Origin of the sequence: Bifidobacterium leontopitheci (assembly GCF_009193355.1) — a bacterium.
Taxonomy (GTDB): Bacteria; Actinomycetota; Actinomycetes; order Actinomycetales; family Bifidobacteriaceae; genus Bifidobacterium; species Bifidobacterium leontopitheci.
Genome location: NZ_WBVT01000001.1, coordinates 170,202 through 195,598, shown reverse-complemented (window position 1 = coordinate 195,598; position 25,397 = coordinate 170,202). Strand labels below are relative to the sequence as shown.

Sequence of the window (25,397 nt, the reverse complement as noted above, 5' to 3'; positions counted from 1 at the left end):
GATCAGGTCCGCGACCTTCCTCATGAAACCGTCGTCGTAATGACGCCTGCGATCCCCACACATGAGAAACCGCACCTCCAATCATCGAATCTGCATTATCGCAGTCCAACAATCGGGGTGCAGTTCAGTGGAGGGGGCTGTCAGCGAAGCTGACTGGGGGAGCGATAGCGGCACGTCAGTGCCGCCAGCAGACACAGTATCGCGAGTTATCGCGATGCCGTTGCGTTGGCGGCCTTCGGCCGCTATCGCTCCCCCCAGTCACGGCCACAGGCCGCGACAGCCCCCCTCCACCGAGGGGGCTTGGAAGCGGGACAACCGCTATAGCGGTCAGTGCAGCCGTACGCGGCGGATGGTGATCACGGTCACGCCGGCGGCGACCAGCAGCAACATGGCCGCTGTCACGGCGTCGGCCGCGGCACCGGTCTTCGACAGGACCGGCTTCTTGCCGGCGTCGGAACCGTCGGGCTTGCCGTCATCCTTCGGCTGTTCCGGCGTCGGGCCGGGCTTGCCGTTGTCGGCGGCCTTGAGCCCTGCCCGCGCGTCGGCGAGCGCCTTGAGCGCCGCGTCGACCTGCTTGGCGGTGGCGGCGTTGTCGGCGGCGACGCGTTCGGCTTCGGCGAGCGCGTCGGCGTATGCCTTCCAGCTGTCTGCCGTGTAGTCGTCGCGGCTGAGGTTCTCGGACTTCGCGTCAGCGATGGCCTTGTCGAGGGCGGCTTTCTGCTCGGGGGTGGCAGGCTTCTCACCGGGTTCCGGTTCGGGGTCGGGGTCCGGCGTCTCCTTGGCCTGCAGTCCGTCGCGCGCCTCGGTGAGCGTCTTGAGCGCCGCGTCGACCTGTGCCTGTGTGGCGTTCGCGTCGGCGGCGATGGTTTTCGCTTCGGCGAGCGCCACCGCGTAGGTGCTCCAGCTGTCGGCCGTGTAGTCGTCGCGGTTGAGCTGTTCGGCTTCGACTGCGGTGATCTTGGCGGTCAGCGCGGTCGTGTCGGCGCGTGCGGTGAGCGCGTCGTAGGCTGCGGTGAGCGCGTCGAGCGCGTCGACGATTTCGGTTTCGGTGGCGCCGGTCTTGGCCGCGATCGTCTTGGCGTCGGCGAGCGCGTCGGCGAAGGTCTTCCAGCTGTCTGGCGTGTAGGCGCTTTCCTGCGGGTTCGCGGCTTCGATGTCGGCGATCTTGCTTGTCAGCTTGCTGGTGTCGGCGGTGTAGGTCCAGCCGGTGACGGTGCCCTTGTTGAGCAGGTCGGTGATGTCGAACGTGTCGTAGACGATGCGTCCGGCGTCGGCGGTGATTTCGCGCAACAGGCCGATGCGGTTGCCGTCGAGTTGGGCGAGTGACGAGTAGGAGAAGTGCTCGCTGGTCGGGTAACGGAAGTCGTTGGCGTTGAGCCAGGTGACGTTGCCGTCGGCGTCCATGGAGCCGATGCGGATGATGCCGCCGACGCGTTTGCGGCTTACGGTGTAGGAGCCCATGACGAGGTTGCCGTAGGTCTTGCCGTCCTTGGTGAGGGTGCCGGCGACGTTGATGAACGAGACCTTATCGTCGGCGCCGCATACGAGGGCGCTTTCGGTTTGGGCGGTGCTCCAGGTCTGGCCGTAGTCGGAGCTGACGGAGCTGGCCACGTAGTTGGTGGTGTTGCGCGAGTACATGCGCAGCTTGCCGTTGGGCATTTCGACGATCTCGGATTCGCTGGTGGACATGCCGGGCACTTTCTGGCCGCGATGCCAGGTCTTGCCGGCGTCGTCTGAGTAGATGACGCTGGCGTGCAGTCCCGAGACGTTGTCGTAGACGGGGAAGAGGAGCCGTTCGGTGCCGTCGGATTTGATGACGGCTTTGCCGAGGCCTACGCCGGTGCCGAGGAAGCCTTCGTTGGCGCCGGTCTTCACGTTGTGGAGGACTTCGGGGTCGCTCCAGCTGATGCCGTCGTCGGTGACGGTGCCTTTGCGCAGCCACAGGTAGGCGGTCGGGTACACCTTCCATTCGGCCTGCGAGTAGAACACGTTGTTCTGGATGTCGACGTCGGATTTGGCGACGGCGGTCTTGTACTGCTTGGTCATCTGCGGCGTGAACGTGTCGCCGGTCTGGTCGTACAGGTTGTATTCGGCGTCGACCCAGACGTTCTGCTGCGCGTTGTCGCTGATCTGGCGGATGGGCCGCAGCGTGCGCGAGACGCCGTTGACGGTCACGCTGCGCGTGGTGCCGTTGTCGATGTAGTACGTGTACTTGGAGGCTTCCACGCTGGCGGCCTTGTCGGCTTCGCCCTTGCCGATGAGCATGTTGCCGTTCGCGTCGAGTCCGGTGCTCTGCTTGCCGACTTGCGGTCCGTTGAAGTTGCCGACGTAGGCGGGCATCGCGTCGATGACCCGGTAGATGGTGCCGTCGGCGGACTGCAGGATCGACGGGTCGATGAACGAGGCGTTGCGGTCGGCCTTGCTGTTGGGCTTGGCCGGCCAGTCGACACCGTTCCAGTCGGTGGTCGCGTCCTTGACGTCGACGAAATGGTCGGTCATGCTCAGCGTCCACGTCTTGCCGGCGTCCTTGGAGATGCTGACGGCGGCGTCGATGTTCGCCGGCGAGTCGGCGGTGGTGCCCCAGCGCACGTCGGCGGAGGCGAGGTACCAGCCGTTGTGCAGCCTCATGAGGCCGGGGATGCGGAATTTCTGGCTGCCGAGCGCCTGTTCCGTCTTGTCGGGGAACGGTTCGCTGAGGTTGCCGGACACCGGCTTGGTCCATGCGCTGAGGATGTCGCCCTCCGCGGCGACCGCGTTGACCGGCTGGGCGGCGAGGCCGCAGCCGAGCGTGGCCAGCGCCGCGATCGAGGCGATGGCCGCCGTGATTCCTATGGTGCCTCCTGAACGGGGTTGTGGTGCCATGGGTGTTCTTCCTTCTGTTTTCTCCGTGTGATCGCGTCATCGCGTCCCACGGGCAATCATCCTTGTTCCTGCGGGACTTCACACTGCCGTCCAGTCTATCGCAACACGCCCGGAAACACCACACTCGGCACCGTATTCAGCCGACGCCACTCACCGGTTCTTGAAGTAGCGGAACAGCTGGCTCTGCCGGATGGGCAGCGCAGCAGCCAGCGCGGCGAGCAGCGCGCCTGCGAACAGCATGAGCGGCGGGCGCAGGGAGGCGAGCGTGACCGTCCCCGGATCGTGCGTCAGCCGCAGGCAGCAGGCGACGACCAGGCTGCAGGATGCAAGCGTGCCGAGCCCCGCCCAGACGAGCGTCTCCACGCCGATCTCAAGCAGCTGCGCGCCCTTGCCCTGCCCCGAGTGCAGAGCTCCCGCATATTCGAGACGGCGTCGCCGTGTCGCCACGAGGCCAAGCAGCAGGCCGAGCCCGAGCGCCACGAGCGGCGTCCAGCGGGTCATGCGCGCATGATACGAGGCTTGCGCGTCATAGTGCATGTCGAAGCCTTTGTTCACGCCGGTCACGCCCGCCCGTTGGCCGTCGCTCGACGAGGCGACGGTGGAGAGCAGCAGCGAGTCGATCTGCTCGCTTTCCGGCCAGGAGCGCGCCCAGCATTCGTCGAATGTCCCGGAGGATGCGGGTGCGGGGATGAGCATCGCGTAGGCGAACCGGGTGTCGCGCCCGTCGTTCGGCCAGTCGAACACGCCGGCGATGGTCAGCATGCCGCGCGTGGTCTGTAGCCGGGAGCCGGTGACCAGGCCGAAGTCGTGGGACACGTCCTTGGACACCCACGCGCCGGACACGTCCATACGCGACGAAGGCGTACCGGATGAGACCATCCGGAGCATGCCGGCGGTGACCTCGTAGGTCGTCAGTTCACGGCCCGGCGTGGAGGCGGGAATCACCGCGGTGGCCTGCCGCATCGCGCCTGAGGCGGCGGAGTCGCCCATGCCGTAGGACAGCCGGTCGCAGGCGCTGCCGTCGACCTTGCCGCCGACCACGGCGCGGGCGTCGGCGTAGGCGCTCACGCGCGCCGCCGCCTGGTTTTCGAGTCCGGCGATGTTCACCGTCTCGTAGCCGCCGAGCAGGGTGCCGCCGATGAGCACGGCGAGCATCATCATGAACGCGTGCGACGTGCCTGAGGCGATGTTGCGCAACGCTTCGGAGAGTATCGACGCGAGTCTCATGAGACCGCCCCCTTGCCGTCGTCGGCCGGCTGCAGTCCGGCAGTTGCGGACGCTGCGACATCCGTGTCATTCGAGGGCTCACCGTCCACGATCTCGCCGGGTTGCGGAGCGTAGTGGGCGAGGTCAATCACCCGGTCGCAGGCGTCTCGCGTGTCGGGATCGTGAGTGGCGACCATGACGATCATGCCTTTGCCGGCGAGGTTGCCGAGCACGTGGCTGACCGAGTGCGCGGTGCGCGTGTCCAGCTGGGCGGTCGGCTCGTCGACGAGCAGCAGGTCGGGCCGCGAGCAGACGGCGCGTGCGAGCATGAGCCGCTGCGCCTCGCCGCCGGACAGGTCGGAGAAGCGGCGGCCCGCCGCATAGCCGAGGTCGAACAGGTCGAGCGCGGCCATCGCCTCCGGTTCGGCGTCGCGGCGGCGCAATCCCTTGGCCAGCAACGGGAACGTCACATGGTCGAGCGCGGTGCGCCCGGCCACGCCGTACGGGTTCTGGAACACCCAGCCGACCCGGCCGATGCCGCGGCGCTCCACCGTGCCCCGCCACGGCTTCTCCCAGCCGGCCACGATCGACAGCAACGTGGATTTGCCGCATCCGGAAGGTCCGCACACAGCCACCACCTCGCCAGGCGAGATCACGTCGTCAAGCCGCTCGAACAGCACGTCGGTGCCGGGGAACCGGTGGGCGACCCCGCTCAGGCGCACGCAGCGGTCGGGCAGCGGCGCGGTCTTCGCCGCTTCCGGCGCTCCGGACGGATCCGCCGATCCGGTCTCCTCGAACACGCCGATGTCATGCACGTTTGCCGCGTCCCCCGCTCTGGAGCGCCGGCGCAGCCAGCCTTTCATGCCCATTTCGGCCTCCTCTCACCGGCATTGCAGCGAGTCGAGGCGGGAGCCGATCTCCACGCGCGTCACGGAGGACACGTCCGCACCGTCCGCACCGGAAACGAGGCTTGCACCCAGTTCGGAGCCGACGACGCCCACTTTCACCGGCTTGCCCTTGCCTGCGCCGTTGAGCGGCACGATGCAGCCGGTGGAGCCGCTGATGCCGAATACGGCTGCCGCCGGCACGCGCAGCGCCTGCACCGGCTTGGCCAGCTGCACCTGCACGTCGATGCCGGCGGCCATCATTTCCGCGTTCATCGCTTTGACCGCCGGCGTCGCGGCGACCTTCGCGCAGAATTCGGCGTCGGTGATCTCGGTGGTGCCCGCCTTGAGCGTGGTGGACTGGTCGATGATCGTCACCGTGCGGTCGATGTCCATCGGCTGCGCGTTCTTCAACGAGAGTTTGGTGATCGTGCCGGTCACCTTGCCGACCGGCGATCCGGCAGTGACGGGAGAGCCGGCCACCGCCGACCACTCCCCCGGCACGCCCATCGACGCGGAGGGCAGCCACAGGATGTCGGACAGCCGCAGCGTGACCGCGCCGTCGTCGGCCACGTCGGCCGTGCCTCCGTTGTCCTTGAGCAGCTGGGCGACGCCGCGTCCCGTATACCAGGTGAACGTGTTCGAGCCGGCGGACGCCGTGTAGCCGATGCGGCTCAGCTCGTTGTTGAGCGCGAGCACGTCGTCGCCCTTGTCGCCGGTCTTCAGGTCGCGGTACATGGGAGAGGCGGTGGCGAGCGCCACCACGGGACGCCCGTCGACGCCGTATGCGCGGCGGCCGGATGTCAGCCCGTCGCCGGACCAGTCGGCGGTGACGGTGCCGGTGGCGTTGCCGACGAGTTCGCGTTCCGTGGAGAGCGTGGGCACCATGGTCATCTGCGTGGATCCCGAATACTCCTGCACGCCGGCGGGCGCGCTGGTCACTTCGCCTGCGGCGCCGAGCAGGGCGGGTTCGCGGTCGGGCAGCCATAGTGCGCAGCCGCCGACGGCAAGCGCGGCCGATGTGACGGCGGCGACCAGCAGCCATGTGGCCGAGACGCGTCCGCGCGCCCCGGATGCGGCCTGTGCCGCTTGCTTGCGTTTCCTTGCCATCGTTCCAGCTCCTTTGCCGTCGCGTTTCGTCTGTTGTCTCCTCTATAGCACCGTTGCCGCGCGGCCGCTCACGCGACACGCCGCGCACGTACCCGAAACGGGAACGTGCGCGGCGTCATGCTCACCACAGGTGTTCGACCGGGGACGTCTTGAGGTCGACATGGGTGAAGCCGTTCACGGCAAGGCAGGTCATGGCGTCTCCGTCAGCCGATCAGGCGGTGCAGGTCGTTGCCGAACTGATCGAGTTTCGGCAGGTTGAGCGTACGGCCGGGGAACTCCTGACGCCACGAATCATAGGAGCAGGAGACCGAGCCGCTGCGGCTGTACTGGGCGTCGACCAGTTTGGTTCCGACATAGATCTCGCACGCCACAAGGCCGTCGCCGTCCGACGTCTGGTTCTTCACCGTCAGCGTATGCCGATGATCCAGCAGATCATCATCACTGCGGAAATCCGTCATCTTCAACGACTTCCGGAAGGACGCCTCCGCAAGCTTCACCTTCCCCTTGGAAAACGACGCCTCGGCGTCACCGGTCGACGCCGCGTACAGGAACACCGGCATAGGACCTGTCGAATCCGACTCCTTTGAATCCTCCGCAGGCTGGGTGCCGCAGCCGACGAGCGCCAACACCAACAGGATGACCATGAAAGCCCCACCTGTCCTAATCACAAGCGAGCTCATACCTGTCGAAGCTGCATGCCCTTGGTCGCTCAAGTGATAAAACCATTTCATCATGTCACTCCTTTGATGATTCATAACGATGTCGATGCAGAGTCGTCATCCCATGTCGAAGCGGGTGCCGTTCGCGGCGAGGCAGGCCATGACGTTGACGTCATCCATGTCGAACGATATCTTCGCCTTCCCGCCTTCCGCACGTGCCTTCTCCCACTTCTCCATGTCCTTGCGGTACTGGCCGACGGTGACCGAACCGGCGATCAGCTTCTTGCGTTTTAGGCAGTCCAATGCACCCTCGTCATGGTCCGCATACAGGTTCGGATTATCCGTTTGTGCCACATACAGATCCTGGATCACGTCAAGATTGCGTTCGGAGCATCCGCGCTTGTCGTCGAGCCATTTCTGTATCTGCGTGCCTGTCTGGGCGTCGGCCGGAGCCTCCTGCCCCTGATCGTCCCTGATGCCATTGGGGAACGTGTACCACACCGGCTTCTCATAGCCTTTGCTGACCATGCACTGCGCATACCGGTTCCATGCCGCCTCGTAATCGCTGTTCGACAGCTCATCGCCCTGTACGACCCGCTCCACCACAGCCTTCTGCTCCGGACCCATCTGCGATGTGTGAGACTCCAGCAGCTGCTGCGCGTAATCCTTCATCGACGACGCCAGTCGCGCACCCGAGGAGGATTCATGCGATGTATCGGACACTTCAGGAGAGGACTGCGAAGCACAGCCCGACAGCGACATCATCAGGACGAGGAGCATCATGGACATAACCATCCGGCTCCACACTGCATCACGGTTCACGGAAGTGCTCCTTTCAGTGACGGCCGACGTAAATTCCGGTCACACCGGCCGTCATGAACAGGCGGCATCATTGCGACAACGCTCGTACTCAACACAGCCAAGCACAACAGACGCCTGCAAGCCACCATAAGCCGTTTAATATGAGCTATCATCATTGTTCATTACCAATCAATCGTATCCAACAAATGCTAGACGGCTTTTACTCCATGTTAAAACTGATGCCGTTCGCAGCTATGCAAGCCAAAACGTTGTCGTCACCCATATCGTATGACATTTTCGGCTTCTCGCCGGGCCTACGATGATCCCATTTATCCATATCTTCGCGATATTGATCGAGAGTAATAGATTGAGCAACCAGCTTCTTGCGTTTAAGACAGTCCAGCGCGCCCTCGTCATGATCCGCATACAGATTCGGATTATCTGTCTGCGCCTCATAGAGGTCCTGAATTACATCAAGATTCCGATTTGAGCACAAGCGCAAATCATCAAGCCATTTGCTAACGTATTGGCTATCATCCTCTTTGTCAGGCGGAGCCGACAATAGCTGCTGATTTCTGATTCCGTTGGGGAACGTGTACCACACCGGTTTCTCATATCCTTTATCAGTCACGCAAGACACATACCTGTCCCACGCCGCCTCATATTCACTATTCGACACCTTGCCGGTGCTGATCACCTTCTTCACCGATGCGGTCTGCTCAGGCCCCATCTCCAAGGCGTGCGACGCCAGCAATTGCTGCGCGTAATCCTTCATCGACGACGCCAGACGCGCACCGGAAGACGACTGCGACGACTCCTTGGATCCATCCGAAGACGATGACTTCGATGTACAACCGCACAACACCAACGACACAACCAGCAGCATCAATACAGTCACCGCCATACGAAACGACACGACACCACGCTTCATGATGAACTCCTTCGTAGATCACTGATAATACCGATGTTCAATTGTCGTTTGGTCATCCACGACTCTTGTGGATGACTCCCACGGTATCCGAAAGACAAACAACGCAAATCCACGACACGCCGACGGCATTCCCGAAACGGGAACAGGCGGGCGGTTTGTCGTTTGCGTATCAGCGGATGACGGCGGTGAGTTTCCAGCGGCCGTCCTTCACCCCATACTCCAGACTGCCACCAGAACGCTCAAGAAGCCTACGATAGTGAGAAAGCCCAGCACCCTTTCGTCGCATATCGTCAGCCCTCACCTCATCAATCTCAACGACATCATTGCTCTCAATGATAGCCACCTTCTCCGTATCCCATGCCACGGTCATGGAGTAGTCTGTACCAGCATATTTGGCGATGTTGGTGTATATTTCACCAACAAGCCGCAAAACGAGATTCGCCTTCCGCTCCGGAACCATATCAAAAGACCCATCGAAGCGAATGGTCGTATGACCGTGAATACCGACTTGATTCATTTTCAAGTCATGCTCTTCTACATATAATGTGACATCATGTCGATTCAATGTATCCAGGACGCCTGATTCTTCGTCAATATTCTCATGCGAACGCAAATCATCAATGATGCAATGAAGATCTTCTAAGGCTCTCAAAGCCAGTTCATTCACCTGCGTCCACTCCTCGACATCGACGGGAGAGCGGCGCAAATGACCTTGTGCCATGCGCGCAATGATTGACATATCGCCTGCCGCATGATCGTGCAACCGCATCGCTGTCGTCACATCATGTTTCCACATCGCCATGTGGTGACGAATATCATTCTCCCGTTCGTTTTTTCTCTGACTCCTGACCTGGCAGCGGGCAAGATAACCAATTGCAGCAGACACACAATATGTCAGAACAATCGAAATCGATGCAGCCCAAGGCAGCGCTGAATTGGCAAGCACCGCGGACAGCGCAAACTGTTCGACCGCTGCCAGAAGAAGAACGACGCATGATGCAATAACACCGTACCCGAATGACACGAATCCGACACCCTGAAGAATCGCCATCGTGCCAACGTTCAAAGGATGCACCATATGCATCGTGACGATACTGTCCAGAATGACCGCTCCAACTGTAGATGCAATCGGAGCGAACGGCATAGCGATCACGCACAGGCACAGTAAAAGATTGATAGCTATATCGGCAGCATTAACGGGAAAGTCCAATGCCAAGCTGACAAAACATACGACGAAAAACAGCAGAGATATGCATATGCGAGCCCAAGGGGTACTCTCCGTCCCACTACGCTTGTCCAACAACAACATGAATACTTACTCACAGTCTATGCGCTTGGGTCCATTGCAGCATGGCGTGACCAATATCTGCAACATGCAGTTTGCGGCAAATGGACTGGAACATCTTGCGGACAGCGCTTTGCGAAACACCACACCCCTGAGCCACCTTACTGGTTGCTGAGCCATGGGCAATCACATATTCCAGGACCTCCTGCTCCCGCAGAGAAAGCGCCATCTCATCCTTCTGCCGTATGACATTATCATGCGCCCGTTGCGGAGAATCGAATCCCTCCATCCACACGCCATGAATGATCCGTGCCACTGCTTTGACAAGTTGCAGATCATCGTTTTTCGTTTCCAATCCTTGGGCTCCAGCTCTTTGCATTTCCGTCCAGTAGATGTCCAATTTGAAACTGGTAATACCGAGAATCCGGGTAGTGTCATTCACCTGTCGGATATACCTGCAAACCTGAGGACCCTGAATGCCTTCGAGTGACATGTCTAGAAGTAGTAGGTCTGGTATTGCACGTCCATCCCTGAACCGTAACACAGCCTCACTTCCACTCATAGTGCTCCAGAGAACACCCATATGAGGAAAATACTCCCGCATAAGACCGATAAGCAATCGCAATGACATTTTGGCATTGTCCACGATAGCTACGGTCAGACCAGTATAGTACTCGTCAGCCAACAGAACATCATTCATATGCGAACTCATTTCTTATGGCATTGCCACCACAGCCACGGCGGACATCCGCCCATCACACCAGCCACCTGCGGGGCCGGATCCGCCGGCTCGGATGTGACGGCTCCGGTACCGAACAACAGGGCGATGCTCAACAGTGCGCTCGCGATTTTCATGATGAACTCCTTTGTCTGTTACTGATTATGATAGTGGCGTTTGGGTGAAACGCCGAGCGTTACCGCAGGCGTTTCACCCAAACGCCATGTGATTGCCGGAACGTCGCCGTCACCAGAGTTGTTCCACAGGGTCGGACGTGTCAGCGGTGACCGATCCGTTGGACACCAAGCAAGTGGAAGATTCCGGAGAATCCTTGAACGAGTACACCCACGTGCTACCGGATGTCGTCGACCGCTCTTCGCTCCGCTCCTTTTTCAGCTGCTCTGCGGAGTATGAGACGTCGACCAGCTTCTTGCGCTTCAGACAGTCGACGATGGCCTCCATCGGATCCGACAACAACGAGGGATTACCAATCTGCGTCTCATACAGATGGGCGATGCCCGCACCATGAGCGAACCAGCAGTCAGCGGAATCCTGAGCATACTTCTCCTCCTGCTGAGCCGTACCGGACCTGTGCATGGCCTCCTCCTTCAGGCCTCCGCCGACCTCAAGGAACACGATCTCCTTGTACCCCAAAGCAAGCATGCACTGGCGATACCCGGAAATCGCGTTTTCGTAGTCGGACACCGGCACCTTCCCCGTACGGGAGACACGTTCGACAGCCGACTTCTGAGTGGCGGACATGGACGAGGAATACTCGGAAAGCAGCTGCGCCGCATAGGCTTTCAGGGAGGGAGCCAAACGACCCCCTCCCTGAGTCTGCGAAGAGTTCGCACTGTTATCATTCGCCCCGTTGTGCTGATTGCCGCACCCGCTGAGCGTGACGCTCAGGACCGCACACAGCGCCGCAGCCATCCAACGGTAACGATGGCAACTGTTCTGGAGACTTGGCCGGCACATCAGCTGCAGTTCACCGCGTTGACTCGTGCACCGTCGTCGACATCGTACTCATGGCCGCGAATTTCCACGTCAATCCACTGCCGAGGATACTTGGCCTTGCCAGATTTCTCCGCTCCGTCCTGCTTCACCCAGACGTAAATGCAACGTGACGCCGAGGATCCCTCAGCATACGAATATGTCCACGTATAGACCCAACTGCCCTTCACATCCGCACCGTCAATCCTGCCAGAAGCGGCAAGAGCCGGTACGGAGGGGACAACAGCAAGAGCGCAGGCAAGAACGGCGCTACAGATGGCAACCCTCTTCCTCTTTATCCTGTTCATGATGTGCTCCTTTGTCCATCATTTGTTTACGGTTTATCCGCAACCATGCGGACAGTTTCAGGATAGGAACGCTTCAAAGATCACAAATCCACGACACGCCGCCGGCATTCCCGAAACGGGAGCAGAACACCGGATATTTGCCACCTGACATATCATCAGATCGGCATGTGCTTTCCGGAACGTCACCTGTCACCAGAGCTGCTCCACGGGATCGGAGGAGTCGGCACTGGTCCAGCCGTTTGCGGCACGGCAAGCATACGATTCAGTGGAATCCTCAAACGAGTATAGCCAGCGTCTATCTCCGCCAGCAGCGGCTTTCCTCGCCTTCCCCCGCTCTTCTTGCAGCTGCTCTGCGGAGTATGAGACGTCGACCAGCTTCTTGCGCTTCAGACAGTCGACGATGGCCTCCATCGGATCCGACAACAACGAGGGATTACCAATCTGCGTCTCATACAGATGGGCGATGCCCGCACCATGAGCGAACCAGCAGTCAGCGGAATCCTGAGCATACTTCTCCTCCTGCTGCTTCGTGCCGGACCTGTGCATGGCCTCCTCCTTTAATCCGCCACCAGTGTTTAAGAAGATGATTTCCTTATATCCGCGGGCAAGCATGCATTGGCGATACCCGGACAAAGCCGTTTCATAGTCGGACGCCGGCACCTTCCCCGTACGGGAGACACGTTCGACAGCCGACCGCTGAACGTCCGACATGGACGAGGAATGCTCGGAAAGCAGCTGCGCCGCATAGGCCTTCAGGGAAGGAGCCAAACGACCCCCTCCCTGAGTCTGCGAAGACGACGTACCGCCATTATCCGACTGCTTGGACTCGACACCACACCCGCACAATGCAACACCCATCGAAAGGGTGAGCAGCATGGCACCGACAGCACGTCCCGTCTGATATATCGTGAACCCGTTCATGATGCACCTCGTCGTGAGTTCCAAGAGCCGCCTGACGTTCTGGCTCATCTGCCCGCTCCTACGCGGGTAGCTTCAGGATATGCAATGGCAGAGGAACGCGGGGATGCGACACGCCGCCGGCATTCCCGAAACGGGAATGGCCGGACGGTTTTTGTCCCGTCCGGCCATGGCGGTCACATGAATCGGCTGTCTATGCCGTGGCTGCGTCAGCGGCCGAGCTTGTCAAGCAGCAGGGCCTCGGCGAGGATGTTGCGCTTGAGCCCGTAGAGGCTGATCGACTCGTTGGGGCTGTGCGCGTTCGCCTTCGGATCCTCCGGACCGGTGACGAGCACCTGCGCGGCAGGGAAGATGCGCTGCAGTTCGGGGATGAACGGGATGGAGCCGCCTTCGCCCTTGTTGACGGGTTCGACGCCGAACGCGTCCTGCATGGCTTCCAGCGCATCCTTCGTGGCGACGGCGTCCGGGTCCATGGCCCAGCCCATGCCGTTCTCCAGCTTGTCCACGCGCACGTCGGCGCCGAATGGAGCGTGCGCTTCGAGGTACGTCGCGAGCGCGTCCTGCGCCTCTTCTGGCCGCTGGCCGGGCGCGGTGCGCAGGGACAGGCGGAACGTGGTCTCGGGGCTGATCACGTTGAACGAGCCCTCGACCGGGTGCGCGTCGAAGCCGATGACGGTGATGCTCGGCTTGGTCCACAGGCGGGAGGCGAGCGAGCCGGAGCCGGCGAGCGTGAAGCCGTCGACCACGCCGGCGTCGGCGCGGACGGTCCGCTCGTCCAGGTCGCGCTGCAGGCCGCCGACCGGCTCCTGTGCGGCGATGCCGGGCACGGTGATGTCGCCGTCGCGGTCGTACAGGGAGGAGATGAGCATGGCGGCGAGCGTGTTCGCGTCGAGGATGGGGCCGCCGTACTGGCCGGAATGTACCGGATGCTCGAGCACCTTGACGTGCACGTCCACGCACGTGTTGCCGCGTAGGGACGTGGTCAGGCTCGGGATTTCGGCGGACCAGTTGCCGGAGTCGGCGACGACGATCACGTCGGAGTCGAAGTCGTCGCGGTGGCTTTCGATGAACGGGATGAAGCTGGCGGAGCCCATCTCCTCCTCGCCTTCGATGAACACCTTGACGTTCACCTTGAGGTCGTCGCCGAGCGCTTTGAGCGCGCCGGAGTGGATGGCGATGCCGCCGCCGTCGTCAGCCGAGCCGCGGCCGTAGAGGCGCCCGTCGACCTCGGTGGCGACGAACGGGTCGGTGTCCCACGCGGCGGGGTCGGGCACCGGCTGCACGTCATGGTGGGCGTACAGCAGGATGGTCGGGGCGGCGGGGTCCACGACCTTCGAGCCGATGACCTCCCATGCGCCGGGCGTGCCGTCCGGGTTGGTCGACTGCACGACCTTCGCGTCGACGCCCACCTCACGCAGCTCGTCGGCGACGAACTGCGCCGAACGCTTCATATGCTCGGCGGTGATGCCCTGCGCCGAGACGGACTTGAGCGCGATCTTGCGGCCCAGCAGGTCGACCACGCGGTCGAAGTCGGCGTCCACGCGGGAGCGGAGCTCCTCGGAGAATGTATCGGTCATGAGACCCCTTTCCATCATCGGCCGTCGCGCGCGGCGACCGGAAATCAACGGTAGCGTCACGTGTCATTGTAACGGGTTCAAGGCGTGGTCGGGGCGCGGCAGGCGGCGGCCGAGGCGTCTATACGTGGCCGTAATCTGACGGACTATGACATGGAACCCGTTCAAGAAGGACAAGGAAGAGGCGCAGAAGCCGGTCGACGGCGGCAAGTCCGCCGGATCAGGCAAGGGACGCCCCACCCCGAAGATGAAGGACGCGCAGGCGAAGAACCTGCGTCCGCTGGTGCCGGAGGACCGCAAGGCCAGCGCGAAGGCCGCGAGGGAGCGGCAGCGCAAGCGCGAGGACCAGGAGTACGAGGCGATGCGCACCGGCGACATCAGCCGCATGCCGAAGGCCGAGCGTCTGCCGTGGCGCGTGTACATCCGCGACTATGTGGACGCCCGCCGCAATCTCGGCGAGTACTTCATCCCCGTGGCGGTGATCACGCTCGTCGGCTCGATCCTCGTGACCGCCGTGGGACCGACGCTGTCGGTGCCGCTGATGATCGCGCTGTACGCGTACCTGATCGCCGTGGTGATCGACGTGGCCGTGATGTGGCGCAAGCTCAAGAAGAAGCTCATCGCCAAGTACGGCGAGGCGTCCGTGGCCAAGGGATCGCGTTCCGGCACGTACGCGTGGAGCCGCGCCATCCAGGTGCGCCGCTGGCGCCTGCCGAAGCCGCGCAGCCCGAAGCACGGCAACTGGCCCGAGTGACGGTTATATAGATTTCGGTTGCATAGACGTTGATCTGGACCCCGCATGACCCGTGCGGGGTCCTTTTCATATGTGTTGGACGGTGGCAGAAGTCGCCGTCCGGCGGTGGGGCCGAGTACGTGCACGACACGCACGCCACATGTCTTGATACATATGTACTATTATCAGCAATGTTGGTGGGGACGGGCGAACGCATCGCCCAGGCAACAAAGGAGTCATGATGGATGAAGCATACGATGTGGCGATTATCGGCGGCGGCCCGGGCGGGTACTCGACGGCTTTGCGCGCGGCGGAGCTGGGACTGAAGGTGGCTCTGATCGAACGGGACGCCACGCTGGGCGGCACATGCCTGAACCGCGGGTGCATCCCGTCCAAGGCGCTCATCAGCGCCACGCACACGCTGGATTCGATTCGATATGGGCGAGAACTAGGCATCTCCGCGACGATCGAGGGCGTCGACTACGAGGCTCTGCACGATTACAAGCAACGCATCGTCGACACGATGACGAAGGGGCTGGCCGGGCTGCTCGCGCATCGCGGCGTGACCGTGTACCGCGGCGAAGGGTCGGTGGCGGACGCGACCGGGCGTCCGTTCCGGGTGCGGATCTCGGCGCAGAGTGGCGGGGATGATCAGGATGCGCATGGCGAGCCGTCGGTCGTGGAACGGTTCGTACGCTCCGAAGTGGCCGAGAAGCTCACGGCTGACGTGGACATCACGGCACGGCATGTGGTGCTCGCCATGGGGTCGGCGCCACGTCCGCTGCCCGGAACGCCCTTCCATGGCGCGATCATCGACTCCACCCGGGCTCTGGCGATGGCGATACCGCACAATGCGGTCATCGTCGGCGCAGGCGCCATCGCCGTCGAGTTCGCGTCCATGTGGAACGCCGCCGGCTGCAAGGTCACGATGCTGATCCGCAAGGACCGCGTGCTCTCCGCATGGGACCGTCGATCCGGCGTGACGCTCACCCGCGAACTGCGCCGTCACGGCATCGACATCATCGACCATGCGAACGTCACGCGAATCGACACGGGCGTCAACATGGGGGCCGTCGTGCATTACCAGCGCACGCCGGGCACCTCTGACGGCAGCACGGCGGAACAGTACACGACCGGGGAGTTCGTACTGGTGGCGATCGGCCGCGACCCGCTCACCGACGCACCCTGGCTGAAAGACGCTGGTGTCCGCGTTGACGAGAACGGGTTCGTCGGCACCGACGATCTTGGCCGTACCGCGGTCGACGGCATCTGGGCTTCGGGGGACATCACCACCGGACCCGCATTGGCGCATCGAGCCTTCGAGCAGGGCATCGTCATCGCCGAAGCGATCGCCGGCCTCTCCCCCGCCCCAGTCGACGATACGACGATCCCCGAGGTCGTTTTCTCCAATCCGGAGGCGGCAAGCGTGGGCCTGACGCTTGCGCAGGCCCGGGCGCGGGACGACATCTCCGAACCCAAGGAAACCGTCTATCCGATGCTGTCGAACGCACGCATGATGATGAGTGGCTCCGGCGGCTCGCTGTCGCTGGTCAGCGGCGTCTATTCGGACCGTCCGGACACCCCCGTGGTGCTCGGCGTGCATATCGTGGCGCCCGTCGCCTCCGACATCATCGCCGAAGCGGAGCAGCTCGTCGGCAACCGGATTGCGCTGCGTGACGCGGCGCGGCTGATCCACCCGCATCCCACGTTCAGCGAGACGCTCGGCGAGACGCTGCTCAAGGCGGATGGCAGACCGTTGCACACGCGGTGACCATGCCGGCGGAAAGGACAGCCGAACAGGCGTCCGCGAGGAGCGAGGCGATCGGCGCCCGTTCGACACGAACGCGCGCAACGGCCGCATGGCGGCTGCACGGCATGTATGATGACATGCTGAAGATGAACGCAGGGCCAACACTGCTGGTACACTGATGTCCCAGTGTGTTCACCCGTAACCCAAGCGAGGAAGTAGATGGCAGACAAGGACGAGAAGAACAAGCAGAGCAAGCCGAAGAAGAAAAGCACGATCAAGCAGATCATCCAGATCTTCAAGTACACCTATAAAGAAGACAAGATCCTCCCGCTGCTGCTGGCCTGCGGCCTGCTGCTGCCGGTCGTGGTGTTCATCGTGCTCGGCATCGTCTTCCACTGGTCCGTGATCACATGGGTGTTCATGATGATCATGGGCGTGATGCTCGGCTGCCTGCTGGCCACCATCGTGCTCACCCGCCGCGCGGACATGGTCGGCTACCGTCAGCTCGAAGGCCGTCCGGGCGCCGCGGTCACCGTGCTGCGCAACATCAACAAGGCCGGCTTCAACTTCCCCGAGCAGCCGATCTGGATCGACCCGCGCACCAAGGACGCCATCTGGCGCGGCACCGGCTATAACGGCGTCTACCTGCTGGGCGAAGGCGACTATCACCGCGTCAAGCACGCCATGGACCGTCAGGAGCAGAACATCAAGAGCGTGACCGCCGGCTCCTCCATCCCCGTCTACCGCATCCTGGTCGGCAAGGGCGAAGGCCAGGTCCGCCTCAAGAACGTGCGCAACACCGTCATCCGCAAGAAGGCGTACCGCCCGACCCACCACAAGAACGCGCTCATCGCCAAGATCCACCCGCGCGAGCGCTTCCTGCTCACCAAGGCCGAGCTGGAGACGCTGAACCGTCGACTCAGCACCCTGCAGAACAAGAACACCGGCATCCCGAAGGGCATCGACCCGACGCGTATGCAGAAGGTCAGCCGTCGCGCCATGCGCGGCCGCTGACATATCAGCCGGCACTCAGGCACCCCAAGGCCGTTGCAGCACACCGCCGCAACGGCCTTTCCCATATCATGGCTCCTTTCCGAAATCGCCGCGGCCCGGCCGACCGCACAGTCCACGGCAAGTCCATAACATGGAACAGCCACCCATCGGCGGCAAACTCGCACGAAACACCGGAACCGTTGGAAAACAGCCGTTTCCGTACCCAAGTTCGCCATTACGAAACATACTCGTAACCCAAATGACGAGCGGGCGAAACTCACATTCCTAGACTTACCTTCTGTAAGTTCACAACGATATCTCACAACCAAAGGAGCGATCGTGGCAGAGAATAAGATTTTCGCCCACACGCCTGAAGAGGTCGAAGCCCTGATCAACAAGGAGGGCATCGAGTACGTGTCCGTGCGCTTCACCGACCTGATCGGCGTGCAGCAGCACTTCACCGTGCCGGTCAGCGAATTCCTGGACAACGCGTTCACCGACGGCATGCCGTTCGACGGCTCCTCCGTGCAGGGCTTCCAGGCCATCAACGAGTCCGACATGAAGCTGGTCCCGGACGTCACGACCGCCTTCGTCGACCCGTTCCGCAAGCACAAGACCCTCGACGTGGCCTTCTCCATCGTCGACCCGCTGACCGACGAGCCCTACTCCCGTGACCCCCGTCAGGTCGCCGGCAAGGCCGAAGCCTACCTGAAGTCCACCGGCATCGCCGACACCGCATCCTTCGCTCCCGAGGCCGAGTTCTTCATCTTCGACAAGGTCCGCTACGAGAACTCCATGCAGCGCTCCTTCTACGAGGTCGACTCCATCGAGGCCCCGTGGAACTCCGGCGTCGACACCGAAGAGGACGGCACCCCGAACATCGGCTTCAAGAACCGCGTCAAGCGCGGCTACTTCCCGGTTCCCCCGTGCGACCACTACCAGGACCTGCGCGACGACATGGTCGCCAACCTGCAGAAGGTCGGCCTGCAGCTCGAGCGCTCCCACCACGAGGTGGCAGGCGCCGGCCAGCAGGAGATCAACTACCGCTTCAACACGCTGCAGCACGCAGGCGACGACCTGATGAAGTACAAGTACGTCGTCCACGAGACCGCAGCCCTCGCCGGCAAGGCCGTCACCTTCATGCCGAAGCCGATCGCAGGCGACAACGGCACCGGCATGCACTGCCACCAGTCCCTGTGGAAGGACGGCAAGCCGCTGTTCTACGACGAGCAGGGCTACGGCGGCCTGTCCAACATCGCCCGCTGGTACATCGGCGGTCTGATCAAGCACGCCTCCTCCGTGGTCGCGTTCACGAACCCGTCGCTGAACTCCTACCACCGCCTGGTTCCGGGCTTCGAGGCCCCGGTCTCGCTGGTGTACTCCGCCCGTAACCGTTCCGCCGCCATCCGCATCCCGCTGGCCGGCACCTCCCCCGCCTCCAAGCGTATCGAGTTCCGTGCGCCGGATCCGTCGTCCAACCCGTTCCTGGCCTTCTCCGCCCAGATGATGGCCGGCCTCGACGGCATCCTCAACCACATCGAGCCCCCGGAGCCGGTCGACAAGGACCTCTACGAGCTGCCTCCGGAAGAGCACGCGGGCATCAAGCAGGTGCCGGGCTCCCTCGGCGAGGCCCTGAACGCCCTTGAAGAGGACCACGACTTCCTGACCGCCGGCGACGTGTTCACGCCGGACCTCATCGAGACGTGGATCGACCTCAAGCGCGGCGAGATTGACCAGGCCCGCCTGGCCCCGACCCCGCTGGAGTACGAGCTGTACTTCCACATCTGATAGATGGCTATGAAAAGGCCCCTGATGGGAATCCCGTCAGGGGCTTTTTCATGTCTATGACCGTTCACGATTTGACGCGCCCGGCAAATCGTGAACGGAAAACCGCACAGAATCGCACATATGCTGAGGCATCATCCGCATCATTCCGCCAGTTGTAATGTGCAATCGTACATGATCATCGTTCACGATTTGCAGGGCCGTGCAAATCGTGAACGATGGCGAGACGCCGCGACACGCCGAAGGCGGCTCAATGCCCTAAGCTCCGACCACATAGCCCCGGAAAAGTGGCACGCCAATCACAGAGTCTTTAGGGTTCACCTTATGAACTCTATAATGCTGAACGACTCGCAGCAGCGAGCGGAACAACAAGCCGAGCTTTTTCTGGCCGTATGCGACGACGTGGGTTTCATCCCCGTGTTCTCCCATTGCTCTGCCGTCGAATACTGGGGCGTGCAGACGCCTGCTGATTGCCTACTGGACAAGACGAAACCTCATATCGTCTTCCCCGACAGCGGCTCGCGACGGCGATCACGCCAGACCATCACCCATGTATGGAAAGCCGAACTGCAGCCACGGCCGCACTACACCGGCAGATTCCATGTGGTCTCGCCGCAAACTGCATGGGCGCAGATCGCACAGCATTGCAGTGAGGAAAGCCTTGCCGTGACCGCAGGGTCATTCATGTGCCGCGACCGCAGAAGAAAAGTGACGACACTGGACTACATCGAACGGTATGTTCATGACAACCCGCAGTTCCCCGGGCGCAGGAAATGCCTCAACATCCTGCCATATCTGGCTGAGAACACCGATTCCCCGCCGGAATCGGTCGTCGTCGTTCTCGTCATGCGCGCCAACATCGGCAAACCCGTGACCAATCACCGCATTGACTTCGAGAACGGGGAATTCAATTTCATCGACATCGCCTATCCGGAAATCAAATTCGGCATAGAGTATCAAGGCTATTATCATGCCGATCCGGCCCAGATGAAGGCCGATGCAAGGCGTCTCAACCGGCTGAGGCTCAGAGGATGGGAAATCGTCCTGGTCACTGCGGACGATCTTCGCGACGAGACCTCCCGCAAACGCATCATAGCGGTGATAAGGGCGCTCATGGAACGGCAGCGTCAGCTGATGCGGATGGGGACCATTCTGGCGTAGGGTCGTTCACGATTTAAGTCATGACGCAAATCGTGAACGGCCCTATGTGCGATTGAACACGCGCGGCCCTTGCAATTGCTAGAAACCCTTATGGAACCATGTTCGCTTTTGTGCATTTGGCGTTCACGATTTGACGCGCCCGGCAAATCGTGAACGGTCGAGGTCACCGCAGCAGCCGCTCCGCAAGTGCCTTGAACTCGGCGCCGATGCCGTCATGTCTCAACGCCCCGTCGGCGTTCAATACCGCGGGCCGGCCGGCCTCGCCGGTCTCCCGAAGTTCCGGCTCCAATGGCAGCTGCGCCATAAGCGGCACCTCATAACCCAATGCGTCGGTCAGCTGCTCGGCGACCCGCTCGCCGCCGCCGCGGCCGAAGATCTCCAGCCGCTCGCCCTTATGCTCGTAGTAGCTCATATTCTCCACCACGCCACGCACCTTCATCGGCACCTGCAACGCCACGAGCCCGGAACGTACGGCGACGTCGGAGGCGCTCGGCTGCGGGGTGGTGACGACGACAAGCTCCGCATTGGGCAGCGCCTGCGCGACCGAAATCGCCATGTCGCCGGTGCCGGGCGCAAGATCGAGCAGCAGCACGTCAGGTTCGCCCCACCACACGTCGGAGAGGAACTGTTCCAAAGACCGTTGCAGGCGAGGACCACGCCACAGGATCGCCCGGTCGGCGCCGGCGAACATGCCGATGGAGATGAGCTTGACCCCCCACGCGGTCACGGGCATGAGCATGCCGTTCAGGTTGGTGGGCTGCGTGTGTACGCCGAACAGGCGCGGCAGCGAGAACCCGTAGATGTCGGCGTCGATGGCGGCCGTGTCATAGCCGAGGGCCGCGAACGTGGCGGCGAGGTTGGCGGTGACCGACGACTTGCCGACGCCGCCCTTGCCGGAGGCGATGGCGAAGATGCGGGTTTTTATGCCGGGCTTGTTGAACGGGTTCTGCTTGCGTTCGGCCTTGAGGTCGGCGACCAGGTCGCTGAGCTTGTCGCGGCTCATGGAGCCGACTTCGATGTGCGGGATGAGTCGCGCGTCCGGGTATGAGGCGATGGCCCCGTTGATCTGGTTGGTGATGGTCTCGCTCAGCGGGCAGCCGGGAACGGTCAGCTCGACGTGTACGGTGACGTCGTAGGCGGGACGGCCGTCCGCCGGGGTCGCCGCCCCATCTCCATCAGCGGTGGTCGCGTTGATGGCCGCGATCATGCCCAGATCGGTGACGGAGCGTCCCAGCTCAGGGTCGATGACGCGGCTCAGCCGCTCGTAGATGGCCGCTTCGATTCCACGGGTGTCGGTCATGCGTCCTCCTCATCCAGTGGCGACGCATAACCGTCGCCGTTTTTGCCGTGTACCAGACTAGCGCGTGTCTTGCCGGCATGCCAGAGATACCATGGATTTCATCGCAAAGCCCGTCCGGGCGATGCCGCGGGGAAGGAGACGATGATGCCCATCCTGCAACTGTTGTGCGTCGAAGTGGCGCTCATCGGCATCGGCGCGTTTCTGCTCTGGAAGCCGGAGCTGATCTGGAAGCTCGACCACCTGATGGATGTCAAGAACGGGGAGCCGACCGACTTCTCGCTTGCGATGATTAGATTGACCGGCACGGTGATGGTGGTCGGCGCCGTGTTGCTGCCGGTCATTCTGCTCGCGGTGGAGGCGTGAGGATAGCGGGGTTACGCTGTAGCGGGTGACGCTCCCCCAGTCGGCTCCGCCGACAGCCCCCTCCACCGAGGGGGCCAAGGGAGAGGCAGCCGACGCCCGCCGAACCAGCCCCCTCCAGCGAGGGGGCCGAGGGGAACGGGCCTGTCGGCTCCGCAGACAACCCCGCCGTGGAGCCAGGTCAGTCCGTGGGTCCCTCCTCCGGCTCGCCTGGTTCGCCGGTTTCCAGCAGGGTCGCGAACTGCTTCTCATCCAGCATGGGGATGCCAAGCTCCTCCGCCTTGGCGGCCTTGGAGCCGGCGTTCGCGCCGACCACCACGTAATCGGTCTTCTTGCTCACCGAACCGGCCGCCTTGCCGCCGCGTTCGATGATCGCCTCCTTCGCGGAGTCGCGCGAATAGCCGTCCAGCGAGCCGGTGACGACGACGGTCTTGCCGGCCAGCGTCTGTTCCAGCGTGCTTTTCTCCGCCGTCGCGACGCCCACGCCTGTCGCACGCCACGCACGAAGCGTCTCGCCACGCCAATCACCGGGCTCTCGGGCAGCAGCGAACCAGTGAACGACCGATTCGGCGATCTCCGGGCCTACGCCATCGATCTGCGTCAGTTCGTCGACATCCGCTGCGGCTATGGCGTCCAGCGACCCGAACGCTGAGGCGATCAGCCGCGCGGTGGGCGGCCCCAGCCGACGAATCGACAGGGCGACCAGCACCCTCCACAGGTCCACGTGACGGGCCTTGTCCATCTCGTCGAACATCTTGCGCGTGTTCTCGCCCGGCCGCACGATCACCGGCACTTCGGTCACGCCGGCTCTGGTGGAACGCCGCTCCACGCGCACGACCACCGCGTCGGCGGGCACGTCATAATCCGGGTACGCGGTCACCGCGACATCCGAGGGACCGCCGGCGGCAAGCTGCCGGGCGGTGAGTTTCTTCGCCGGCGTGGGCGCGGTCCAGAACGCCGGCACCTGATGCCACAGGCCGGAGCCGCCGACGCGTTTGCGCGTCTTCTTCTTGCGGCCGTTGGCGTCGACCGTCTCATGCACTTCGATGATCGGGGCCTCACGCCAGACGCGCACGTCGCGCAGGTCGGCGGCGGTCAGGGCGAACAATCCCGCCTCGCTGGAGAGCACCGGCGTCTGCACCGGCGGCAGTTCGAGTCCTTCGACCGGTTCGTACGGTTCCGGCTCCTCGCCTGGCTTGACCAGGATCTCGGTCAGGTTCGGCGCATAGGTCGCCACGGAATCCGGCCTGTTCTCCTCCGGATTGGTCAGCGCGATGGCCGACTGGTCGCCGAGATGCTCGATGTCGAACGCCTTGCGCGAGGCGAGCGAGATCACGCGTTCGGTCAGCTGCGCCGGGCAGCTTTCCACGTTGGGGCAGCGGATGTCCTTGTCCCCCTCCTTGGCGGGGGCGAGCTTCGCGCCGCATGACGGACAGACTGAAGGCATGACGAACTCGCGCAGCTCGTTTTCACGACCCTTGCGGCGTTCGATGACCGGTCCGACCAGTTCGGGGATCACGTCGCCGGCCTTGCGCACGACGACCGTGTCTCCGATGAGGATGCCCTTGCGCTTGACCTCGGACGGGTTGTGCAATGTGGTGCGCGCGACCGTGGAGCCGGCCACGTAGACGGGCTTGAGCACCGCGACCGGCGTGACGCGACCGGTGCGGCCCACCTGCACGGTGATGTCGAGCAGTTCGGTGTTGACCTCTTCGGGCGGGTACTTGTAGGCGATCGCCCAGCGCGGCGCGCGTGACGTGGCGCCGAGCGTGCGTTGCAAAGCCAGGTCGTCGACCTTGACGACGATGCCGTCGAGCGCATGTTCGATGTCGCCGCGATGCTCGCCGTAATAGTCGATCATGTCGAGGATCTGGCCGAACGAGGTGACCTCGCGGTTGTGAGGCGAAATCGGCACTCCCCACTTGGAGTACAGCTCATACGCCTGCGACTGGTCGGCGATCTCGTCGTGCGAGCCGGCGGCACGGCCAGCGCCCCAGCGCAGGGTGCCGATGCCGTGCGCGTAGAAGCTGAGCCGCCGTGTGGCGGTGATGCGCGGATCCTTCTGGCGCAGGCTGCCGGCGGCCGCGTTGCGCGGGTTGGCGAACGGCGTCCTGCCGGCATCCTCCTGTTCGGCGTTCAACGCCTTGAAGTCATCCCATCGCATGAACACCTCGCCGCGGATCTCCACGAATTCGGGAATGTCCTGCGCGGGGCCGCCCAGGTTTGCGGGAATGGAGCCGATGGTGCGCACGTTGAGCGTGATGTCTTCGCCGGTGACGCCGTCGCCTCGCGTCAGTCCCTGTTCGAGTACGCCGTTGCGGTAGATGAGGTTCAGGGCGAGGCCGTCGATCTTCACCTCGCAGGTCATCGGCAGCGGCTTGCCGTCCGGCCAGTCGAGGTCGCGGCGCACGCCGTCGTACCAGTCACGCAGCTCTTCGATGGAGAACACGTCGTCCAGGCTCATCATGCGCGAGGGGTGCCGCACGGAGGCGAAATCGTTGGAGAACGTGCCGCCGACCCGGTGCGTGGGCGACTGCGGGGAATCCAGTGCGGGGAACGCCGCCTCGAGCCGCTGCAGGCAGCGCAGGCGCGCGTCGTATGCCGCGTCGGAGCTCACGGGCGCATCGTCGATGTAGTAGGCGATCTGGTCGGATTCCACCCATGCGGCGACCCTCGCCCACAGACGGGCCGCATCCTCGGAGGACATGGCGGCCACGTCGAGGCGGTCCAGTCTGGCCGCGTCGCCGTCCGTGGGCTGCAACGCGGCGATCCACTGTGCCGTGCCGGGTGCGAACCGCGCCGTGCCGGCGTTCTCGACGGGTGCCGGCTCCGTATCGTCGGGGGCGTCGAAGTCCCATGCCAGCTGGTCTCCGCCGCCGGTCGATGATGATGCGCGAGTCATGATCCCCTCCATTGTCCGTGTCGCACGCCGCTGCGGCGTCATCCGTCCAGCCGATTGTATCCGCGGGCACCGCCAATGGGGTGGCGTGCGGATGTCACAGACCACCCCCAGTCAGCTTCGCTGACAGCGCCCTGCAATTACTGACGGCCTCCGGCCGACTCAAC

Annotated in this window: 22 protein-coding genes; 6 read left to right on the top strand and 16 right to left on the bottom strand. The window is 63.0% G+C overall.

Going from position 1 to position 25,397, the window contains the following annotated elements:
• Positions 1-327 precede the first annotated feature (327 nt).
• The 14 genes from F7D09_RS00820 to F7D09_RS00760 form a co-directional block, all read right to left on the bottom strand.
• A complete protein-coding gene (locus F7D09_RS00820; protein WP_152233532.1) occupies positions 328-2,862 on the bottom strand; it encodes an exo-alpha-sialidase in 2,535 nt (844 codons plus the stop codon).
• A 150-nt stretch (positions 2,863-3,012) separates the two neighbouring features.
• Positions 3,013-4,089 carry a hypothetical protein gene (locus F7D09_RS00815; RefSeq protein ID WP_152233531.1) on the bottom strand — a complete coding sequence of 359 codons (1,077 nt, stop codon included), beginning with the start codon at positions 4,087-4,089 and terminating at the stop codon, positions 3,013-3,015.
• Entirely contained in the window at positions 4,086-4,937 is an 852-nt protein-coding gene (locus F7D09_RS00810) for an ABC transporter ATP-binding protein (RefSeq protein WP_226835796.1), read from the bottom strand. The genes F7D09_RS00815 and F7D09_RS00810 overlap by 4 nt, the downstream gene beginning before the upstream one ends.
• Before the next feature lie 12 nt (positions 4,938-4,949).
• Positions 4,950-6,062 carry a hypothetical protein gene (locus F7D09_RS00805; RefSeq protein WP_152233530.1) on the bottom strand — a complete coding sequence of 371 codons (1,113 nt, stop codon included), beginning with the start codon at positions 6,060-6,062 and terminating at the stop codon, positions 4,950-4,952.
• Between the two features lie 203 nt (positions 6,063-6,265).
• Positions 6,266-6,796: a hypothetical protein gene (locus F7D09_RS11280; RefSeq protein ID WP_226835794.1), complete on the bottom strand. Its 531-nt coding sequence runs from the start codon at positions 6,794-6,796 to the stop codon at positions 6,266-6,268.
• Between the two features lie 42 nt (positions 6,797-6,838).
• A complete protein-coding gene (locus tag F7D09_RS11025; RefSeq protein ID WP_193312248.1) occupies positions 6,839-7,504 on the bottom strand; it encodes a hypothetical protein in 666 nt (221 codons plus the stop codon).
• 238 nt (positions 7,505-7,742) lie between these two features.
• A complete protein-coding gene (locus tag F7D09_RS11020; RefSeq protein WP_193312247.1) occupies positions 7,743-8,453 on the bottom strand; it encodes a hypothetical protein in 711 nt (236 codons plus the stop codon).
• A 169-nt stretch (positions 8,454-8,622) separates the two neighbouring features.
• Positions 8,623-9,669 carry a sensor histidine kinase gene (locus F7D09_RS00785; protein ID WP_152233529.1) on the bottom strand — a complete coding sequence of 349 codons (1,047 nt, stop codon included), beginning with the start codon at positions 9,667-9,669 and terminating at the stop codon, positions 8,623-8,625.
• 103 nt (positions 9,670-9,772) lie between these two features.
• Positions 9,773-10,438: a response regulator gene (locus F7D09_RS00780; protein WP_193312246.1), complete on the bottom strand. Its 666-nt coding sequence runs from the start codon at positions 10,436-10,438 to the stop codon at positions 9,773-9,775.
• Positions 10,439-10,446: 8 nt separating this feature from the next.
• Complete coding sequence (locus F7D09_RS11015; protein WP_193312245.1) at positions 10,447-10,593, bottom strand: hypothetical protein; 147 nt, start codon at positions 10,591-10,593, stop codon at positions 10,447-10,449.
• A gap of 109 nt (positions 10,594-10,702) precedes the next feature.
• A complete protein-coding gene (locus F7D09_RS00775) occupies positions 10,703-11,275 on the bottom strand; it encodes a hypothetical protein (RefSeq protein ID WP_152233527.1) in 573 nt (190 codons plus the stop codon).
• Positions 11,276-11,433: 158 nt separating this feature from the next.
• The gene (locus tag F7D09_RS00770; protein ID WP_152233526.1) at positions 11,434-11,757 is read right to left on the bottom strand and encodes a hypothetical protein; all 324 of its coding nucleotides are present in this window, start codon (positions 11,755-11,757) and stop codon (positions 11,434-11,436) included.
• 189 nt (positions 11,758-11,946) lie between these two features.
• Positions 11,947-12,726 carry a hypothetical protein gene (locus F7D09_RS00765; RefSeq protein ID WP_152233525.1) on the bottom strand — a complete coding sequence of 260 codons (780 nt, stop codon included), beginning with the start codon at positions 12,724-12,726 and terminating at the stop codon, positions 11,947-11,949.
• Between the two features lie 158 nt (positions 12,727-12,884).
• On the bottom strand, positions 12,885-14,252 hold the full coding sequence (locus tag F7D09_RS00760) for a dipeptidase (protein WP_152233524.1): 1,368 nt from the start codon (positions 14,250-14,252) through the stop codon (positions 12,885-12,887).
• Positions 14,253-14,397: 145 nt separating this feature from the next.
• Here F7D09_RS00760 and F7D09_RS00755 point away from each other — a divergent pair, with 145 nt between their 5' ends.
• The 5 genes from F7D09_RS00755 (at position 14,398) to F7D09_RS00735 (ending at position 20,671) form a co-directional block, all read left to right on the top strand.
• A complete protein-coding gene (locus F7D09_RS00755) occupies positions 14,398-15,003 on the top strand; it encodes a DUF3043 domain-containing protein (protein WP_152233523.1) in 606 nt (201 codons plus the stop codon).
• A 220-nt stretch (positions 15,004-15,223) separates the two neighbouring features.
• The gene (locus F7D09_RS00750; protein WP_152233548.1) at positions 15,224-16,753 is read left to right on the top strand and encodes an FAD-dependent oxidoreductase; all 1,530 of its coding nucleotides are present in this window, start codon (positions 15,224-15,226) and stop codon (positions 16,751-16,753) included.
• Between the two features lie 198 nt (positions 16,754-16,951).
• A complete protein-coding gene (locus F7D09_RS00745) occupies positions 16,952-17,746 on the top strand; it encodes a DUF4191 domain-containing protein (protein ID WP_152233522.1) in 795 nt (264 codons plus the stop codon).
• A 318-nt stretch (positions 17,747-18,064) separates the two neighbouring features.
• A complete protein-coding gene (gene glnA / locus F7D09_RS00740; protein WP_152233521.1) occupies positions 18,065-19,513 on the top strand; it encodes a type I glutamate--ammonia ligase in 1,449 nt (482 codons plus the stop codon).
• 333 nt (positions 19,514-19,846) lie between these two features.
• Entirely contained in the window at positions 19,847-20,671 is an 825-nt protein-coding gene (locus tag F7D09_RS00735; protein ID WP_152233520.1) for a hypothetical protein, read from the top strand.
• Between the two features lie 163 nt (positions 20,672-20,834).
• Here the strand turns inward: F7D09_RS00735 and F7D09_RS00730 are convergent, their stop codons facing one another.
• Entirely contained in the window at positions 20,835-21,971 is a 1,137-nt protein-coding gene (locus F7D09_RS00730; protein WP_152233519.1) for an Mrp/NBP35 family ATP-binding protein, read from the bottom strand.
• Between the two features lie 141 nt (positions 21,972-22,112).
• Between F7D09_RS00730 and F7D09_RS00725 the strand changes: the two genes are divergently transcribed.
• Positions 22,113-22,334 carry a DUF6199 family natural product biosynthesis protein gene (locus F7D09_RS00725; protein WP_152233518.1) on the top strand — a complete coding sequence of 74 codons (222 nt, stop codon included), beginning with the start codon at positions 22,113-22,115 and terminating at the stop codon, positions 22,332-22,334.
• 178 nt (positions 22,335-22,512) lie between these two features.
• Here F7D09_RS00725 and ligA read toward each other — a convergent pair whose 3' ends face one another.
• Positions 22,513-25,233, bottom strand: coding sequence for an NAD-dependent DNA ligase LigA (gene ligA, locus F7D09_RS00720; RefSeq protein ID WP_152233517.1), 2,721 nt, complete (start codon positions 25,231-25,233; stop codon positions 22,513-22,515).
• Between the last annotated feature and the right edge of the window lie 164 nt (positions 25,234-25,397).

Excerpts from the sequence above, each read along its gene's own strand:
- F7D09_RS11020 (WP_193312247.1), bottom strand. The coding sequence starts at position 8,453 with ATGAAGCGTGGTGTCGTGTCGTTTCGTATGGCGGTGACTGTATTGATG.
- F7D09_RS11025 (WP_193312248.1), bottom strand. The coding sequence starts at position 7,504 with ATGATGCTCCTCGTCCTGATGATGTCGCTGTCGGGCTGTGCTTCGCAG.
- F7D09_RS00805 (WP_152233530.1), bottom strand. The coding sequence starts at position 6,062 with ATGGCAAGGAAACGCAAGCAAGCGGCACAGGCCGCATCCGGGGCGCGC.
- F7D09_RS00760 (WP_152233524.1), bottom strand. The coding sequence starts at position 14,252 with ATGACCGATACATTCTCCGAGGAGCTCCGCTCCCGCGTGGACGCCGAC.
- F7D09_RS00750 (WP_152233548.1), top strand. The coding sequence starts at position 15,224 with ATGGATGAAGCATACGATGTGGCGATTATCGGCGGCGGCCCGGGCGGG.
- F7D09_RS00730 (WP_152233519.1), bottom strand. The coding sequence starts at position 21,971 with ATGACCGACACCCGTGGAATCGAAGCGGCCATCTACGAGCGGCTGAGC.
- F7D09_RS00770 (WP_152233526.1), bottom strand. The coding sequence starts at position 11,757 with ATGAACAGGATAAAGAGGAAGAGGGTTGCCATCTGTAGCGCCGTTCTT.
- F7D09_RS00755 (WP_152233523.1), top strand. The coding sequence starts at position 14,398 with ATGACATGGAACCCGTTCAAGAAGGACAAGGAAGAGGCGCAGAAGCCG.
- F7D09_RS00810 (WP_226835796.1), bottom strand. The coding sequence starts at position 4,937 with ATGGGCATGAAAGGCTGGCTGCGCCGGCGCTCCAGAGCGGGGGACGCG.
- F7D09_RS00745 (WP_152233522.1), top strand. The coding sequence starts at position 16,952 with ATGGCAGACAAGGACGAGAAGAACAAGCAGAGCAAGCCGAAGAAGAAA.
- ligA (WP_152233517.1), bottom strand. The coding sequence starts at position 25,233 with ATGACTCGCGCATCATCATCGACCGGCGGCGGAGACCAGCTGGCATGG.
- F7D09_RS00725 (WP_152233518.1), top strand. The coding sequence starts at position 22,113 with ATGATGCCCATCCTGCAACTGTTGTGCGTCGAAGTGGCGCTCATCGGC.
- F7D09_RS11015 (WP_193312245.1), bottom strand. The coding sequence starts at position 10,593 with ATGAAAATCGCGAGCGCACTGTTGAGCATCGCCCTGTTGTTCGGTACC.
- F7D09_RS00765 (WP_152233525.1), bottom strand. The coding sequence starts at position 12,726 with ATGAGCCAGAACGTCAGGCGGCTCTTGGAACTCACGACGAGGTGCATC.
- F7D09_RS00735 (WP_152233520.1), top strand. The coding sequence starts at position 19,847 with ATGCTGAACGACTCGCAGCAGCGAGCGGAACAACAAGCCGAGCTTTTT.
- F7D09_RS11280 (WP_226835794.1), bottom strand. The coding sequence starts at position 6,796 with ATGATGAAATGGTTTTATCACTTGAGCGACCAAGGGCATGCAGCTTCG.
- F7D09_RS00780 (WP_193312246.1), bottom strand. The coding sequence starts at position 10,438 with ATGAATGATGTTCTGTTGGCTGACGAGTACTATACTGGTCTGACCGTA.
- F7D09_RS00815 (WP_152233531.1), bottom strand. The coding sequence starts at position 4,089 with ATGAGACTCGCGTCGATACTCTCCGAAGCGTTGCGCAACATCGCCTCA.
- F7D09_RS00820 (WP_152233532.1), bottom strand. The coding sequence starts at position 2,862 with ATGGCACCACAACCCCGTTCAGGAGGCACCATAGGAATCACGGCGGCC.